The following is a 16,110-nucleotide window of genomic DNA, read 5'->3' on the forward strand; positions in this document are numbered from 1 at the left end:
TCGTGAGGAAAGCGGAAACGACGTTTTTCGCTTTCCGAGGAGCAAAAAGCCAATAATGGACTTTTTGCGACCCTGTCATCGCGCCCCCGTTTGGGGCGCCCGAATCAATGACGTGGGATGTCAAGTCATTGATTCGTGAGGAAAGCGGAAACGACGTTTTTCGCTTTCCGAGGAGCAAAAAGCCAATAATGGACTTTTTGCGACCCTGTCAAAGTTGGGAGATCCATGCAATTCTGCGATCTGAAATGTGTCTATGCGTCGGCCCCCAAAGAGGAGATGGATGGTGCCCGCTCCTGCATGACCTTCACAGCCATACGGTGTGAGCTGTTTGGCAGGCACGTCATGAAATCCCAGCCGTGCAAGGAAAAGATAGAACGCAGAATGCATCCACCTTCGCATAAAGCTACGGCGGACAGGGAACGCTAAACGCAGTGTAGATTCCAACACCAATACCAAACCTTACCTAAAAAATTTACCCGTTCTCCTCCACTGTGGTAAACTCTCTTACCATGAACCGGGGTTTTAGGCTTCGCCTCCTCCTCTTCTCCCTTTTCGTTGCCAGTTTGGTGGTGGCTCCTCCCTGCGGCTTTGCCCATGAAGATTCCGGAGACAGGAGCCACGACCCGGGGTTTCTCCACATACGTCCCCAGGCCCCTGCCTACAGTTTCAGGATGACCATGCCCCATCTTTTGCCTGGCAGTATTAAGCCGGGAGTCGGTTACGTCCTGGGAACGACTCTGTCCAGCATCTGGGTCAACAATAGTGACCTGATTCTTGATTACGAGATGCTGGATTTTCATTTAAGTCTCACCTACGGCTTCAATGAGGATTTCGGGTTTGCGTTGGTGTACGATCAGCGGGATTATCTCGGCGGCATTCTGGATGGTCTCACTGAGGGGTTTCACGATCTTTTTAATATTGACCAGAACGGCCGCACCGACGTGCCGAGAGGAAGGACTTACTTCAAGCGGTTCGATACGGGTGAGGTCATTGAAAATTTTACGGTGCTAGATAATAAGGCGATCAGCCTGCTGGTTCAGTACGTCTTTCTTCATGGCAAGGGGAGCCTTCCCGCTGCAGGTATCTCGGGGGGAGTCCGGTATGCTCTGGAGGCCCCTGACGGGGGTACCAAGGAGCACCCGCTCGATGTGAACATTACTCTTGGCCTTGCAAAGCGCCTTTCCGAAAACTGGTACTCATGTCTACATTTAGGGCTAACTCGCTTCGAACAGACAAAGGTCCTGAACCTGGATTTCAAGGAGGAAGTTTTCACCGGAATGGTGGCCTTGGCATGGGAGATCAGCCATCGGTACTCCCTTCTTGCACAGGTGTTTCATTCGGAGGGCACCATTAAGGACTTTGCGCAGTTCGACGAGTCCTCAACCGAATTCGACCTGGGAATGAAGGTCGTTACAGATAGCGGTGGAGCCTTCGAATTTGCCATCATCGAGAACGTATTGATCCAAAATAACAGCCCGGACATTGGATTTCATTTCGGCTATTCGAAGAATATATGACCACCACAGGTGGTGGTCAAGGGATGAGGGACAGGGTACAAGGGACAGGTTCGCGTTTACTTTCCCCTTGTATCTTGAACCTTGTATCTTATGTGTACATACCCCAAACCCCTGCTTTTCCCCCCAGACTTGTGCTAAACTCAGCCGCCATGACTGATACACGAACCATTCTAGGCGACATCTTTTGTCCTGGATTGCTCCTTACCTGCCTGGCGATCCAGATCCTGGCATCCCCGGCGCTGGCCGGCCCGGTGGCTGTGGAGACCAAGACTCTCTCCTCTCCGGCAGCTGATCCCTTCGTTGGATTCGTGGCTGTAGGCCCTAAGCACGAGTTCGAGCCGGTCTACCGGGTGCTTGAACCGGGAGCCTGCTCCATATTGGCCTACCGGGTCCTGATCCTCGGGTACGCAAACTACGACAACATCGTCATCGAGGAGTTGGAGTTTGCCGGGAGCAAGTGCCAGGATATCAAAGTCCAAAATAGCCTTTCCGTTAACGGTGTGACCCTTGGATACGCCCTGGGTGAAGGTACGCGTTTCGCCTGGAATATAGAGTTCCTGGTCTGGGAGGAGTGGAATACCTTTGTGATCCGCTCTGCCAAAAGAGATTTCCGCATCCGGCTGAACCGTGACGGGGAGATGACCGCGGAACCGGTAAAAAACAAGGACGCAGAACGCCCCTCGACGGGGCTCGGGACAGGCAGCACGCAGGACGCAGAATAAATTCAAAAACTTTAACGCAGGGTTACGCAGAGCAGCCATTTTCAGGCTGGACCGCAAAGTTTCGCAGAGGAAATCTAAACATGGGAAAATCTCCACCAACGTCATTCCGGGCTTGGGCACTGAGAAGACCTGAGGTCAGGAAAAGCTATTGATGTCTTTCGCACCCCATCTTCAAGGTATCCGGTTCGAGGCCCAGCGCTATCCTGACTCAGACCTTTATCCCTTCAACCTGCCCCTGGTAAAACAAACGCTCCATCTGCCCCTCGACGCCCCCATAACCTTTTTCGCGGGAGAAAACGGCACAGGCAAGTCCACCTTCCTCCGCGCCATTTGCAGGGCCTGCGGCATCCACATCTGGGAAGGGGAGCGCCGACGCCGTTACTGCAAGAGTCCCTACGAGGATAACCTGCACAATTACATTGAAGCTGCCTGGAGCAACGGGAGCGTGCCGGGCTCCTTCTTTTCTTCAGATATTTTCCGTGATTTTTCCGTGGCTCTCGATGAGTTTGCCGTTGCTGACCCGGGCATGCTCAGGTATTTCGGCGGCAAATCTCTCATGAACCTGTCCCACGGCCAGTCCCTCCTCTCCTACTTCGGGGCCCGCTATTCCATCCGGGGGCTCTACCTGCTGGATGAGCCTGAGACGGCCCTTTCCCCGACAAGCCAGGTCAAGCTGATCAGGATTTTCACCGAGGCAGCCGCAAGAGGGGACGCCCAGTTCATCGTCGTCAGCCACTCCCCCATCCTCCTGGCTTGCCCGGGGGCGACTATATACAGCTTTGATAAGGCGCCGCCGGTGGAAGTTCAGTACGAAGATACTGAGTACTATAAGGTTTATAAGGAATTTCTGAGCGATCGAAATAAATTCCTTGGTGAGAAGGCAGAACGCCCCACGATGGGGCTCGGGACAGGCAGCACGCAGCACGCAGAAGGAAGGCGTGGTACATCCAAAGGCGATTAAAGCTTTAACGCCCTTCGACGCGCTCTGCTTGCTCAGGACAGGCAGAGTTGCGCCCGTCATCGCGAACCGTTACCTATGTGAAGCGATCTCAGTTCCCGTTAAAGCGTTTAAAGCAATTAACCGCAGAGGATGCGGAGGGACGCAATCGTAAAAAAATGAGAAAACGCATAATAGTTTCTATCTTAATACTATTGGCAGCCTCGGCCATAGCATTCACCTTATATGTCAAAGCGCGCCATATCCATGAAATTGTCAAGGAGAGGGCCGCTTATGTTCTTGTGATTGGGAGCAGCAAACAGGAGGTAATTGATCACCTGTCAAAAATGGAAATCTGGTATTACTATAACAAAAATCCAGAAAACCATGATGACCTTTTCATTAATTCCTCGGATATTTATTCTGCATTGGCCAATCTCGAAAAGGAAAATATCTGGTCCTTTTTTTACGACAAGAACCACATGGACCTTTTGCGGTTGTTTTTCTCAGAGGGAAGGTTGAAAGAAATATTAAGGAATCGCAAATTTTTCGAATTCCCGTGAGAACGGGACATTTGATTCTTTAATGGAACCCTGCGGTGCGGCCTTTAAGCCGGCCGCGCTGTGTACCCTGTGGTTAGCTGGCTTTTACCGCTTTTGCAGGAGCAAGAACTTTAGCCTTCTCCCCGTTACCCCGACACGCCGATATGTGGGGATTCTCCCCGTTTCTCCGTTCCCCCCTTCCCCGTTTCCAGGTTTACTGCGTTCTGCGTTCTGTGTTCTGCGTGCTAGCTCTCCCCCTCCAACCACTCCAACACTTCAGGCGGCGCCCCCAGAAACTCGCACCCGGCTCGACCAGGGCCGGTATCTTCACTTTCTCTCGACCACCGCACAGCCATCTGGAACGTTGCAGGGGTGCCGTCCAGGGACAGCTCCCCCTTCACTATATCCCCCGGCCATGGAGCGGGAGCAGTTTCCAGGCAGAGACCGTTGGGGGTGAGGTTCAGGATGGTGCCGTCCCTCTTCCCGTCCTCATCCGTGATGCTGCACGGTAGGGAAGTCCCGGTTCTCAGATGCCGCCTTGGGGGAACCCCAATAAGTTCTACTATAAGGGGCACCATATCATCCTGCTGGATCGGTTTTTCGATGCATCCGTTGCATCCCGCTGCTTCGGTCAGGATGCCAGGATCATTGTCCTCGTCAACAGGGGTTGTGAGGATCAGGATGGGGATGTGTTCCGTCGCGGAGTCTGCCTTGAGTTTCCGGCAGACCTGGTAACCGTTCACATCGGGCATATAAAAGTTCAGGATCAGGAGGTCCGGAAGATCGTTTCGGGCCCTGAAAAGCGCTTCTTCACCAGACTTAACGATCACAAAATTCAGGTCTTCTCTTCTTAAAAGGGTCTCCTCTCTCTGGATGAATTCGTTTATGTCGTCAACGGTAATGATCCGCCTGCTGATGGTGCGCATGAATGTCCTCCCTGTGACCACACTTGTGTCCGTGAGTTGGTGAATCCGTGGTTCCGTAAATCCGTGTGAATCAGCCCTCTCCGCTTCTACAGGGGCCGCTTTTTAGCTGATAGCCTAAGCTGACAGCTGAAAGCTCCTTCCCCGACACGCCGATACCCCGATACTGATATTCCTACAGGAACTGCTTAAACCGGTCTTTATCGGCCCCGCAGATCGAGCACTTTTCCGGCGGGTGCTCCCGAGCGCATAAATACCCGCACACCGGGCATCGCCATACCGGATATTCAAGATCCTTCCCCGTGTCTCCCGCCTGCCCTGAGCCTGTCGAAGGGTGTCCCCGTCTCTCCGGTATCGGCTCCGCCTCCCTCTCCCCCCGGGCGATCTCTCCGGAAACGTAAAGGGCACAATAGCACGAGCCGAACTCGGCAAGGTCAGGGTCCCGGTAATCGCAGGGGCAGATGATGTCCAGGTCTTTATCACGTACGCCGTCGGTCAGGCGGCAGGGGCAGGCCTGGTAGCCGTAACGCTTTGTATTTGTCAGAAGGGCCTGGACGATGTCCCGGGTGAAATCTTCGTCGGGGTTGAGGTGATAGCCCCTGGCTCTGGCTTCTGAGCCGAGGCGCGTATATAGCTCGTCTATCTCTTCCGGTGTCGGAGTGGCCTTCATTTACCGACAAGCTCCAACAGCCTGTCCGGTTTAAAGCCTACGAAACACTCTTTCTGGTCCACAACCACCGTGGGGAAGGAACAGAGGGGATTCCAGCGCTCAACCTCCTCCATGATTACTTTCTTTTCCTCTTTTGGTTCAAGATCTACATCCACGTAGCTGTACGCCAGGCCTTTTTCGTCAAGCCACCTTTTCATCTTCCTGCACCAGACGCACGTGCTCAAGGTGTACAGCAGGATCTCTCCACGATCTTCACCGGCAATGTGTACGATCTCCACGGTTTCCACCTGCCTTTCCGATAGTATTTTTTAGAATCAGTCTTCTATGTCGTTGGAGCGGAGGGCGAGGTAGCTTCTGATGGAATCAAGCTCCTCTGGCCCAATATCCGTGAACTCGCATCCGCCGCCGCCCGGGTGGCTGTCACCCATCTTCCGCGACCACCTTACGGCAGCCAGAAGAGATAACTTTGCTCCGGTATCATCGAGAGTAAAGTCAATATTAAGGATCTCCCCTGGCAGGAGCGGGGGATCGGTCTCTATGAACGCTCCCCTGGGTGTAAGGGTGTGAATGATCCCTTCTTTTTTCCCATCTTCGTCGGTGATGGTGCACGGGATCCGGATCCTGACCCTTGAGTGCCCCCTGGGGGGTACCTGAAGGTGACTTTCGATGGCCGGAATGAAAGTGTCCTTACGGATAGGCTTGGTAAGATGCCCGTCACATCCTGCCTCGATGCACATCTCCTTGAGATCCTCAGCGTCACCGGTAATAATGATCAATATTGGAATATGCTCGGTGGCAGGATCGCTTTTAAGCTCCCTGCAAACATCGTAACCGTTCATATCCGGCATGTAGAGATCCAGGAGGATCAGGTCCGGTTTTTCCTGCCTGGCCGCGTCCAGAGCGCCCTGGCCCGATCTGGCTGTAAGAAGTGTAAAATCCTGTCGGTTCAACAGGGTCTTCTGAATCTGAACGAACATCTGTACGTCTTCAACGATGAGGATCTTTTTAGAGATTCTACCCATGAAGCCCCCCGGAAGGTTGTTTCCACCCTCTGACTATTTCATGGATCTGATTCGAACCTCGATCTCGGGCATGTCGCTCAGAAGCTCTGTGATCCTGGCAACCTCCGTATCCCCAAAATGGTAAGGGTAAAGGATCCGAGGGAGGATCATCCTGGCCGCGTCCGCTGCCATCTCCGGTGTCATTGTATAGGGAAGGTTGGACGGGATGAAAGCGACATCAACTTGACCGAGGCTTTTCATCTCCTCGATGTTCTCGGTGTCCCCGGCGATATAGAGGCGCTTGTCCCCGAAGGCAACAAGGTATCCGTTGTCCCGTCCGGGGGGGTGGAACGGCTCACCGTTATCCCGCTTGTGGACCACGTTGTAGGCTGGCACCGCTTCCATGGGAAAACCCATGACGGTTTTCTTCTGTCCGTTCTCCATAACCACGGCGCCCTGGATCTTTGAGGCAGCGGAAGGGTTGGTCACTATGATCGTGGAGCTCTTCCGGATGGCGTCGATGGCCGCAGGGTCCAGATGGTCACCATGATCGTGGGTGATGAGGATCAGGTCCGCTTTCGGCATTTCTCCGTAGTTTGTCAGCTTGCCGTAAGGGTCGATGTGGATCACCTTGCCGCCGAAACCCAGCATGAGGGTTCCGTGCCCTACAAAGGTGATCTCCAGATCCCCGGAAGAGGTGGATATCTTGTCCACCTGAAAAGGCTTTGCGGCAGCTGGTCCCGCTATGACAGCGAATGCAATGAAAACGGATAATAGGGCAACAAATTTCGTGATCGACCTCCAGCGCTAAAAGGTTTTTCTTAACTGTTTTCAGTCTATTATAGAGTGCAATCTGTCGTCCGTCCACGGGGGAAGGTCAGTCCAACGTCCAAAGCCCAATGTCCAAAGAGAAGGTGGTGCGTGGGAGCTTGGGGCGTGGGGGGAAGAGCAGGGCGGAGGGCGGAGGGTGTTGAAAAACAGGAGCCAGAATCCAGGAGCCAGGAGGGAAACTGCAACCAGGTGTCAAGGTATCAGGTGTCTAAGTAGGAACCGCCATGCCCGTCATTCCGGGTGAAGCCTGCCCTGGAATGCCCTAATCGGGGGGCCCGGAATCCAGTATCTTAAAGTGATTAAAGCCTTAACGCAGGGTTTCGCAGAGCAGCCACCAATAGGCTGCACCGCAGAGGACCGAGGAGAAAGACTTAATTCTGGGTAAAGGCCAGTTCCTATAAAGGCGATGCTAATAACGTGGGGTTGCACAGTAAGATTTAAACTGGAATTCAGGGTTTAAAAGTGGCCTTCAGCGCCAAAGCTTTATTTATATCTAAGATAGTTCCATTTTTCAGGCTTATCGTGGTATCCAATTACCACACTAGGATCCGAATAATCGAAATTAAGGGAGGACAAACATGGCCCAGGACCTGACAACCATGCCCCATGAGAAAGGCATGAAGGTGCTGCAGATCATATGGGGTGGGATGATTTTCTCGGTTGCCGTTTACGCGGCTATCGCCTGGATGGTTCGAACCAGGGCTGGGGGGCTGGAGCCAGGGGGGGCTGTGACCATGGCCCTGGGCGCTGTGAGCTTCGGTCTTTTCTTTGCCCAGATCAAACTCCGCCAGAACCTCTCGGACGAGAGGCTCTTTCCCCGCATTCTGGATCTGGGCTCCTGGGGGCTGCGCCCTGATGCGGCCGAACAGCTCAAGGAACTCCAGGTTCCAGAGCGAGGTGTCCAGCTCATCCTGCAGGCCCACGTTATTTTCGGCATCGTGATCTGGGCCATGGCCGAGGCGGTAGCTGTTTTCGGTCTCTTCCTGTCCCTGGCCACCGGGGATCCCCGCCTCATGGGCATCTTCGGAGCAGCAGCTGTGGTACAGCTTTTCTGGTTCAGGCCGAAAAAGGCAGCGTTTAAAGAGCAGCTGAAGAGGTGGGAGAGGTATGTGGAGATGAATAGAGGGCAGGTGGGTGTATCACTGGACACGGAGACGCGGTGACACGGGGACACGGCGTGGGAGCGTGGGGGGAAGAGCTAAAGCCAGGGGCCAGCAAGAAATTCCGTGCATGCGTGGAGCGTGATTGCGTGGGTGCGAAAATCAGAATGCACCCTTCGACAAGCTCAGGGCAGGCGGGAGACGCGGAGAGAGGTCTCCATGTTCCTTCGGAACGTATCGGAGTAACGGAGTGTCGGTGTATCGGGGAAAAGGCTAACAGCCTACAACTGGTGTCATTGCGAGGGCAACCTTCGAACGCAGAGGAAATCTAGCACTGGGGGAGATCTTAATGAGGCAAAAAGAAGAAAAACCAACCAAAGGGCCTGGCTGGTGGTTTTATAGAGGCATTACTGACACCAGTGTCGCCCTGGCAGAAGATCTTCCAGGCGTCGTTCAGCCTGTTGTTCGGATTGTGGCCCTTCTAACCCTGTCTGTCCTCACTGTCCTAATGGTTCCATGGTTCGCCTTCAGACGGTTTTTCCCAACAAAATACACCGAGATCCTTTTTCAAAAGCAAGGACCGATATAGAGACCACCTGGTATGAAGAGTCCCCGGAGGCTGCGCTAGTCCGATTGAGAGAGCTTAGAAAAAGGATAAAGGACCAGGAAACGTTTTTATTGGGAAAAGGATTAAAAATTGATGACTTCGCAAAAAGTCATCAATTTTCTGCTCTTGTGGGATCCGCTATTTCTCGCACACACGCACGCACGCTCTACGCACCTACGAGCCACTCCCTCTGCACTCTACACCCTGCACTCTACACTCACCCGGATTGTTTTCAATCCCGGGGCCTCTGCTGGCTCTGGTTCGTTCTATCAATATCATCTTCCAGCCGCTGAGCCAGGAAGCTCTCCGGGTCGATCCTCTTGATGCACACCAGGCAGTCGAAGGCCTTAACCAGGTCCTCGGCCTGCAGATACTTCATCCCCAGGTCGAAGAACCACTGGGACAGCTCCTCTTCCGGGGTGAGGACAGTCATGCCGTTGGCCATCATCTCGCCAAGGTTAAATGTGGCGCTCTCATCCCCCTGGGCCGCGGAAAGGCGGAACCACTTTTCAGCCATTTCATTATTCGGCTCTACACCAACCCCGTCCAGGTGGAGTTTGGCGTAAAAGGACTGGGCGTAAGGGTGCCCTTTTTCCGCTGAAGCTTCGATAGCCTGGACGGTTGGCGAGCCTGGTGTAAAGCCCTGGCCTTTTATCAGCATTTTGCCGAGCTTCATCTTGGCCTGGGTATCACCGAGCTCAGCAGTTTGCCAGTACCACAATGCCGCCTCATCCAGGTCAGGCTCGCAGCCCAGGCCGTTTTCCAGTATGATGCCGAGGTTGAACATGGCGGTCATCTCTCCTTGCTGTGCCGCCCGCCTGAGCCAGGAAAGTGCCTCCTCTACATCCTGGGGTACGCTGTCCCCCGTGGCCAGAAGCAGTCCCCATTGTGACTGAGCCCCGGCGTCCCCCTCCGCGGCCGCTTTTTTAAGTTCCTCGATACGTTCTTTCATGTCGTCCATCTTTCCATTCTCCCTCTCAGGTTGTTGTTTTCATACATATAACATGGAAACATCGTCCTATGGTATGTTGAGAGAATGAAAGTGTGCCGGAAATATGAGAAAATTGATGCAAATAAAATGCGGGTTCGGAAGCATTGTCCCCGACACCCCGATACTCCGATACTCCGACACGGCTCTTCCCCCTCTCACCCCCTCTCCCCCTCCCCCCCTCCCTTGGCCGGCGGCTCTCCATGCCAGTCATAGCCGGTGTCGACAGCTGCCCGGGAGGATGGCTGGCTGTCCTTGTGACCTTCTATGAGGAGGTAGTGGAAGAGGAACATCTCGTGCTGGAAAGCTTCAGGGAGCTGTCCGAGCTGGATTCTCCCCCCAGCTTTATTGCGGTTGATATCCCCATAGGCCTTCTTGCTGAACCTGTAAAGGGAGGAAGGGATTGCGACCGTGTTGCCAGGAAGGTACTGGGCCAGCCGCGCTCCTCCAGCGTCTTTTCTCCCCCGGTGAGGCCGTCCCTTGAATGCAGTACCTTCGAAGAGGCCAGGGAGTACGGACTCAATATGCAGTCCTTCGGCATCCTGCCAAAGGTGAGGGAGCTGGACCAGATCATGATACCGGACCTTCAGCTCAGGATCCGGGAGGCCCACCCTGAGGTGAGCTTTTTTACCCTGGCTGGATTGTCCCCTGCCCGGGCTGGAAAGAAGAAAGCCGAAGGCCGGAAAGAGCGAATTGCCCTTCTCGACCAGTACTTTTTTCAGGTGGAGGAGGGGCTCGGACGGTTTCCGGCATCCAGGGCCACTGCTGATGATGTTCTGGATGCCTACGCCTGTGCCTGGACTGCCATGCGCCTCTTCCGTGGGGAGGCGGGGTGTCTTCCCGACGACCCGCCGAGGGATGAAAAGGGCCTGCAGATGGCGATATGGTATTGAAAGCAGTATCCAGGAGCCAGTATCCAGGAGCCAGGAAGAAGAGTAAGGAAGTAGGACTATTGTACGGTCGAAATTGGGAAGACCCGGAATGACGTTGTTGGATGTTTTCCCAGAATCAGATTTTCTCCGCCTGTCTCCATAACTCCGTGGTAAAAAACATCGCCTTTATAGTAACCGGGATCGCTTCCGTCTTCGCTTTTAGCTACGACGTGATAAGTCACCGTGACAAGTCGCGCACTCTGCGTTTCAATCCATCGCCACGTCGATATATTCCCCTTATTCGGAAAAACCACCAAAATCGAGCTATACTTCAGTTAGGACCGCAACAAAGGAAAGGAGTCCAGGCGGTCATGAGGAGGAGGTTCCCAGTCAGTCTGCGGGCGGCTATCCTGGCTGCCTGCTTGATCCTTGCGTTGTCCCGATCAGCCGGGGCGGGGGAAGCCTTGTCCAGAGGCGTCTCTGATCTCGTTTTTCATCTGACAACATACGATGCCAATTCAAGGCTCCTTCAACAGGGACAGGGTCTTGTGGTCGGGCCCCGGGGTGTGGCCATCGTATCGATGTGTACCCTTGAAGGAGCTGCCAGCGCCGTAGCCACCATGATGGATGGCAGCACCCTTTCCGTTGTAACGGTTCATGGGGTGGATGAGATCTCCGGTCTGGCGAACATAGGTCTTCAGCCGAGCATCTCCGGGCCCTCGGAACAGCTGACGGAAGGCAGAACCCCGCAGTTGGGTGAGCGGATAATTTTCAGCGACCTGACGGCCCGTGGTGAGCAAGTTTGCGTAGAATCTGTCATTACAGCCACCAGAGTGATGCCGGACCTTGCAGGCCTTTATTATGTGGAGACTTCCCGACCCGTTCCTCCGCCAGGAGGAGGAATTTTTGGCTCTGACGGCGCCCTGGTGGGAATGGTGGTCATGCGGTTCGGGAACGGCCATTCAGGGTTCGTTGCATCCAACGAGCGGGTGAGGACTCTTGCCGTTGGGCGGGGTCGAAAAAAAGCGTTGGATGTATGGTCAAGGGGAAAGGACGACAGGTGGGACGAAAACCCTTACGCAAGGTATATGGGGGGGCACGCTGCTCTCTGGCAGGGCCAACCGGAGGTCACTCTCGACCTTCTCGAAGATCATGTCGGGACATGGTCTGTGCTAAAGGCAGAGGTGCCGGCCCTGCTCGGGGAAGCCTATCTGGCTCTTGATCTGCTGCCCGAAGCTATCATGGCCTTGAAAGCCTCTGTGGGCTGTGGCTCTGCTCCTTGCTGGGCGTACCAGAAGCTCGCCTGGGCCTATATGGAAACAGGAAAGCATGGTCTGGCCGAGGCGGCTTGCAGGGAAGTAATCAGGATGGAGCCAGCAAGTCCGTCCGGATACCTTCTCATGGCTCATCTGAATAACCTCAAGGGCGATCGCAGGAAAGCGCTGTACGAAGCCAAAAGGGCTCTAAAAAGGAAACCGGACTGTTCCTGTTCCCACTATGAGAGAGGTCTCGCCTATGTGGGGCTTGCACGATACGAAAAGGCCATCGAATCGTTCTTAAATGCCACTATTCTCGACCCGCAATACGCTGAGGCCTTCAACTATCTCGGGTATGCTTACCTGAGAACCAGCGATCCGGTGCGCGCCGTTGCGGCACTGGAGGAGGCTGTCAGGCTGCAGCCAGAAATGACGGATGCCTGGGACAACCTCGGAGAAGCCTACTCCAGTGCTGGTTTTCCCGATAAGACTTTGATTGCTTTGGGCCGGTCTGTTTGTCTCGATCTGTCGAGATCCAATGCCTACTGCCGCCTGAGCAAGGCGTTGATGAAACAAGGTCAATATTCTAATGCAGCCCAGATGCTTCAGGAAGGGCTTGACCGATGTGAGGAATCCCAATGGCTGGTCTACTACCTGGGAAAAGCCTTTTGTATGGAAGGCCGGATAGACCTTGCCAGGGAGCAGGCCGAGCTGCTTTACCGACAAAACAAAGAACTTGCCGGACAGCTTCTTCGTATTATCGACCTCAGTTCCACTGGCTGAACAGTCCATTCAATGCTTCGCTGGAGAAGGGGGTTTCGCCTGGAGTAAAACGCTGTTATTATTATATGCATTCAGGTGCTGGAGAGAAGGCGTTGGAGAAGGGGCCGGTGGAGTCGCTCCACCTGAAGCAACTGCAGCTTAAGGGTTAAAGAGAACATCCTCATACAGTATGCAAGAACTATCAAGGTCTGGGCCACCTTAGGGGGGACTCAGATCCTGTTTTCCGTGGCGGGAAATGATGAACCGAGGCAATAGGTCAACCATAATTGCTCTGGCAGCGGTGCTTGTTCTCACCATTACAGCTGCGGATCTGCACGCCAGCCTCCAGGGGCCCGGTCGGGTTGCGAGGAAAAGACTGAGTTTCTCCGTTACCCAGATCACAGTCTATGACTGGCGGGGCATCTTTGTGCGCCAGGGATGGGGCTTTTTTATTAATAAGGAAGGCCACATCATCACCCCCAGAAGCCTCCTCGAAGGCGGTTTTTACATCGAGGCAACGACCGTTTCACGGGATACTTACCTCGTGGATAAAGTGTATGCGGAGGATGTGGAAGGTAACTTCATACGTCTTGGTCTCGAATTTCCCCCGGAACGGTTCGCCTACCTTGAGAAATCGGCCCCTATGCCTGCAGTGGGGGAGAGGATCCTGGTGGGCGGCGGTGTGGGGTGTGAGCCTGGTGCCTTTCTCGATGGCTACATTGAGGATATCCGCAAGGTTCCGTTGTACGGCTCTCTCGTCCGGATAGGTTCTCCCTTTGCGACGGTTGGGAGCCCCATTTTCAACGAGCATGGGGTTCTTGTAGCGGTGGTGATGTTCAGGCTGGAAAACGGTGCAAGTTCCGCATGGGCCGTCCCGGTGGGAAGGATCTCCAGGGTCATGACTGAAGAAGCAAGGCCTGAAGAGCACCTGGCCTGGGCGGAAAAAAGGCAGGGAAACTGGCAGGGGACAACGGTGGGATCCTACATGATGGGACTTGCCTATTTCTGGTCCGGTCAGCACGGAGTTGCCATGCCGGGGTTGATGAGGGCTACCAAAGATGAGCGGTTCCAGCAGGAGGCCTTTTTCCTTCTGGGCTGTTGTAACGATGCGATCGGTCAGTACGGAGCTTCCGTAGATGCCTATACCATGGCGGTTCGGCTGGGAGATTCATCCTATGAGACGTTTCTGAATCTGGCAAGAGCCCACCGGCTTCAGGGAGCATATCAGCAGGCTCTCGATTCCACCTGGGCCGCGATCAGGGCCAGGCCACACAGCTACGAGGCGTATACTCTGCTTGGGGAGACCTTTAACTCCATGGGCCATTATTCAGAAGCCCTTGCGGGTGTTTATGTTGCTATCAAGATGGATCCGAAAAGGCCGGAGGCATACCATCAGCAGGGAATTTCCCTTAGAGAGCAGCAAAAATATGGTCAGGCCATTGAGGCCCTGAAAAAAGCCATAAGCCTGGATCCCAGTTGCAGCCGCGCTTACTGGGAACTGGCCCTGACATATTATCACAGCGGGGATCTGACCTCAGCTGCGGATATCTGTGAGGCTCTCAAAAAAATTGACCCTGAACTCTCCAGGCAGCTCCTGACCCGGGTCAGCCCCTGATCCCTTTTTATTCCCGTTACCATCAGTTGTTTTTCAGAAAAAACCAGCCGACCCTTTTACAGTTTCAACTATTACGGTATATATTTACCCATGCGGGCCTCGATAAATGCTTCAAAGGCACTCTTTCGGAGGTTGCCTGGAGCTCATGGATTCACGGCCAGCCCATTGATAAGGATATGCGCTCTGTGCGCACCCTGGACGCCCTGGCCGGTATGATGAGAAGCTGAGGGTTCAGACACAGCCCCTGCAGACGGTCTGCTTTTCCAGTGAGCGGTCTCCACTGCACTTCACTGTCAGCTCCATGAAAGGGAAGCGTCATTGAAGAATTTCGTCATCGACACCAACGTCATCCTGTATGCTCCCAACTGCCTTGAGACTTTCGAGGAGAACAACGTCATTATTCCCTCCATTGTTCTTGAGGAGTTGGACAATTTCAAGAGACATTATGATCCGCGCGGGTTTGCGGCACGCCAGTTTTCCAGGCAGCTTGACGACCTGCGGGTCAAGGGAGACCTGCTCAAGGGAGTCGAGACCGGGCACGGCGGCAAGCTTTCTGTCCGGTTCTACGACGAGGACATAAAGCTGCCCAGGGAGATGGAGATCGTAGGGGCAAAGACAGCCTCCGATAACATGATCCTCAACGCGGCGTTAAGTGTTCAGAAGGAATCCAGGCAGCTTACCGTAGTCGTGAGCAAGGACATCAACGTCCGTATCAAGGCCAACATCCTTGGTGTGGAGTCGGATGACTACTATCATAACATGACCGTCTCGAGTGTGGATGAGGACAGCCTGTACGTTCTCGTTCCCTCGGATTATATCAACAGCCTTTACCAGGTAAAGGTTCTTCCTGTGGCTGGCTACCGGAGCGATGAAAGTGAATTAAAGCCCTATTCCAACGACTACCTTCTGCTCAAGAACGAGGCAGACCTGAACCAGAGCGCCCTCGTTCAGTATCGAAAAGATGAAAGGGGTAAAGGAAGCTTTCATTTGCTTGGTAAGATGGAAGATGTGTTCGGGGTCCGCCCGAGGAACCATAAACAGCGGTTTCTCATGGACGCCATCCTCGACACCCGCACAGACCTTGTGTTCGCTATGGGTATCGCCGGCAGTGGAAAAACCCTGGTGTCCCTGGCGTGTGCCCTTGACATGGTTCTTGAGGGCCAGTTCAAGCGGCTCATCATTGCCCGTCCCATTATTCCCATGGGACCGGATCCGGGGGCCCTTCCCGGCACCGAATTTGAGAAGGTGCGCCCATGGCTTCAGCCCATATACGATAATCTGGAGTTTTTAGTAGACAACCTCGCCAACGGCGGGCACGGGAAGGGTAAAGACCTGGGACACGGGGCCGGTGACATCACTCTGAATTACCTGTTCGACGCCAAGCTCATTGAGGTTCAGCCCCTGGCCTACATCAGGGGGAGGAGCGTTTCCAACGGCATCTTCATGATCGACGAGGCCCAGAACCTGACTCCTCACGAGGTCAAAACCATTATCACCAGGGCCGGTGAGAACACAAAGATCATCCTCACCGGGGATATTTACCAGATCGACAGCCCTTACATGACATCCACCGATAACGGGCTCGCAGTCGCCTCCGAGAAGTTCCGCCTCTCCGACGAGGATATCTCCTCGAGTATTTTCCTCGACAAGGGTGAACGAAGCCGTCTGGCCACTTTGGCAGCCACCATCCTCTAGCCCGCATTATTCATGATGGTGATGAGATGTGAGCTAACTGTGTGGCAAATATGGATAAATGGGAATGGCACG

At 54.1% G+C, this 16,110-nt stretch carries 17 protein-coding genes; 11 read left to right on the forward strand and 6 right to left on the reverse strand.

Translation table 11 applies throughout. The annotated features are described in order from the left end of the window. The first annotated feature begins 225 nt into the window (after positions 1-225). The 5 genes from P1S59_12965 (at position 226) to P1S59_12985 (ending at position 3,739) form a co-directional block, all read left to right on the forward strand. Positions 226-426, forward strand: a complete 201-nt coding sequence (locus tag P1S59_12965) for a hypothetical protein (protein MDF1527152.1) — start codon at positions 226-228, stop codon at positions 424-426. Between the two features lie 83 nt (positions 427-509). Then, positions 510-1,517 (forward strand): DUF3187 family protein, encoded by a 1,008-nt coding sequence (locus P1S59_12970; GenBank protein MDF1527153.1) that lies wholly within the window; start codon positions 510-512, stop codon positions 1,515-1,517. A gap of 149 nt (positions 1,518-1,666) precedes the next feature. Then, on the forward strand, positions 1,667-2,239 hold the full coding sequence (locus tag P1S59_12975) for a hypothetical protein (GenBank protein ID MDF1527154.1): 573 nt from the start codon (positions 1,667-1,669) through the stop codon (positions 2,237-2,239). Positions 2,240-2,390: 151 nt separating this feature from the next. Then, a complete protein-coding gene (locus tag P1S59_12980) occupies positions 2,391-3,200 on the forward strand; it encodes an AAA family ATPase (GenBank protein ID MDF1527155.1) in 810 nt (269 codons plus the stop codon). A gap of 155 nt (positions 3,201-3,355) precedes the next feature. Continuing rightward, positions 3,356-3,739, forward strand: a complete 384-nt coding sequence (locus P1S59_12985) for a hypothetical protein (protein ID MDF1527156.1) — start codon at positions 3,356-3,358, stop codon at positions 3,737-3,739. 224 nt (positions 3,740-3,963) lie between these two features. On the opposite strand, the gene P1S59_12990 is transcribed toward P1S59_12985, so the two are convergent. From P1S59_12990 to P1S59_13010, 5 genes are all read right to left on the reverse strand, one after another. Next, positions 3,964-4,644, reverse strand: a complete 681-nt coding sequence (locus tag P1S59_12990; GenBank protein ID MDF1527157.1) for a response regulator — start codon at positions 4,642-4,644, stop codon at positions 3,964-3,966. A 172-nt stretch (positions 4,645-4,816) separates the two neighbouring features. Beyond that, positions 4,817-5,311 (reverse strand): ferredoxin-thioredoxin reductase catalytic domain-containing protein, encoded by a 495-nt coding sequence (locus P1S59_12995; GenBank protein MDF1527158.1) that lies wholly within the window; start codon positions 5,309-5,311, stop codon positions 4,817-4,819. Then, on the reverse strand, positions 5,308-5,589 hold the full coding sequence (locus P1S59_13000) for a glutaredoxin family protein (GenBank protein ID MDF1527159.1): 282 nt from the start codon (positions 5,587-5,589) through the stop codon (positions 5,308-5,310). Before P1S59_13000 ends, P1S59_12995 begins: the two co-directional genes overlap by 4 nt. Positions 5,590-5,625: 36 nt before the next feature. Further along, the gene (locus P1S59_13005; GenBank protein ID MDF1527160.1) at positions 5,626-6,333 is read right to left on the reverse strand and encodes a response regulator; all 708 of its coding nucleotides are present in this window, start codon (positions 6,331-6,333) and stop codon (positions 5,626-5,628) included. Positions 6,334-6,366: 33 nt separating this feature from the next. Further along, complete coding sequence (locus P1S59_13010; GenBank protein ID MDF1527161.1) at positions 6,367-7,026, reverse strand: MBL fold metallo-hydrolase; 660 nt, start codon at positions 7,024-7,026, stop codon at positions 6,367-6,369. A gap of 695 nt (positions 7,027-7,721) precedes the next feature. On the opposite strand from P1S59_13010, the gene P1S59_13015 reads away from it, so the two are divergent. Next, on the forward strand, positions 7,722-8,306 hold the full coding sequence (locus tag P1S59_13015) for a hypothetical protein (protein ID MDF1527162.1): 585 nt from the start codon (positions 7,722-7,724) through the stop codon (positions 8,304-8,306). A 286-nt stretch (positions 8,307-8,592) separates the two neighbouring features. Continuing rightward, complete coding sequence (locus P1S59_13020; GenBank protein MDF1527163.1) at positions 8,593-8,832, forward strand: hypothetical protein; 240 nt, start codon at positions 8,593-8,595, stop codon at positions 8,830-8,832. Between the two features lie 250 nt (positions 8,833-9,082). Here P1S59_13020 and P1S59_13025 read toward each other — a convergent pair whose 3' ends face one another. Continuing rightward, positions 9,083-9,811, reverse strand: coding sequence for a tetratricopeptide repeat protein (locus P1S59_13025; GenBank protein ID MDF1527164.1), 729 nt, complete (start codon positions 9,809-9,811; stop codon positions 9,083-9,085). 230 nt (positions 9,812-10,041) lie between these two features. Between P1S59_13025 and P1S59_13030 the strand changes: the two genes are divergently transcribed. The 4 genes from P1S59_13030 (at position 10,042) to P1S59_13045 (ending at position 16,038) form a co-directional block, all read left to right on the forward strand. Beyond that, positions 10,042-10,731, forward strand: a complete 690-nt coding sequence (locus P1S59_13030; protein MDF1527165.1) for a DUF429 domain-containing protein — start codon at positions 10,042-10,044, stop codon at positions 10,729-10,731. Positions 10,732-11,081: 350 nt separating this feature from the next. Then, on the forward strand, positions 11,082-12,749 hold the full coding sequence (locus P1S59_13035; protein MDF1527166.1) for a tetratricopeptide repeat protein: 1,668 nt from the start codon (positions 11,082-11,084) through the stop codon (positions 12,747-12,749). Between the two features lie 238 nt (positions 12,750-12,987). Continuing rightward, positions 12,988-14,343, forward strand: coding sequence for a tetratricopeptide repeat protein (locus P1S59_13040; GenBank protein MDF1527167.1), 1,356 nt, complete (start codon positions 12,988-12,990; stop codon positions 14,341-14,343). 318 nt (positions 14,344-14,661) lie between these two features. Then, the gene (locus tag P1S59_13045; GenBank protein ID MDF1527168.1) at positions 14,662-16,038 is read left to right on the forward strand and encodes a PhoH family protein; all 1,377 of its coding nucleotides are present in this window, start codon (positions 14,662-14,664) and stop codon (positions 16,036-16,038) included. The last annotated feature ends 72 nt before the right edge of the window (positions 16,039-16,110 follow it).

It is taken from the genome of bacterium (assembly GCA_029210965.1).
Classification (GTDB): Bacteria; BMS3Abin14; BMS3Abin14; order BMS3Abin14; family BMS3Abin14; genus JALHUC01.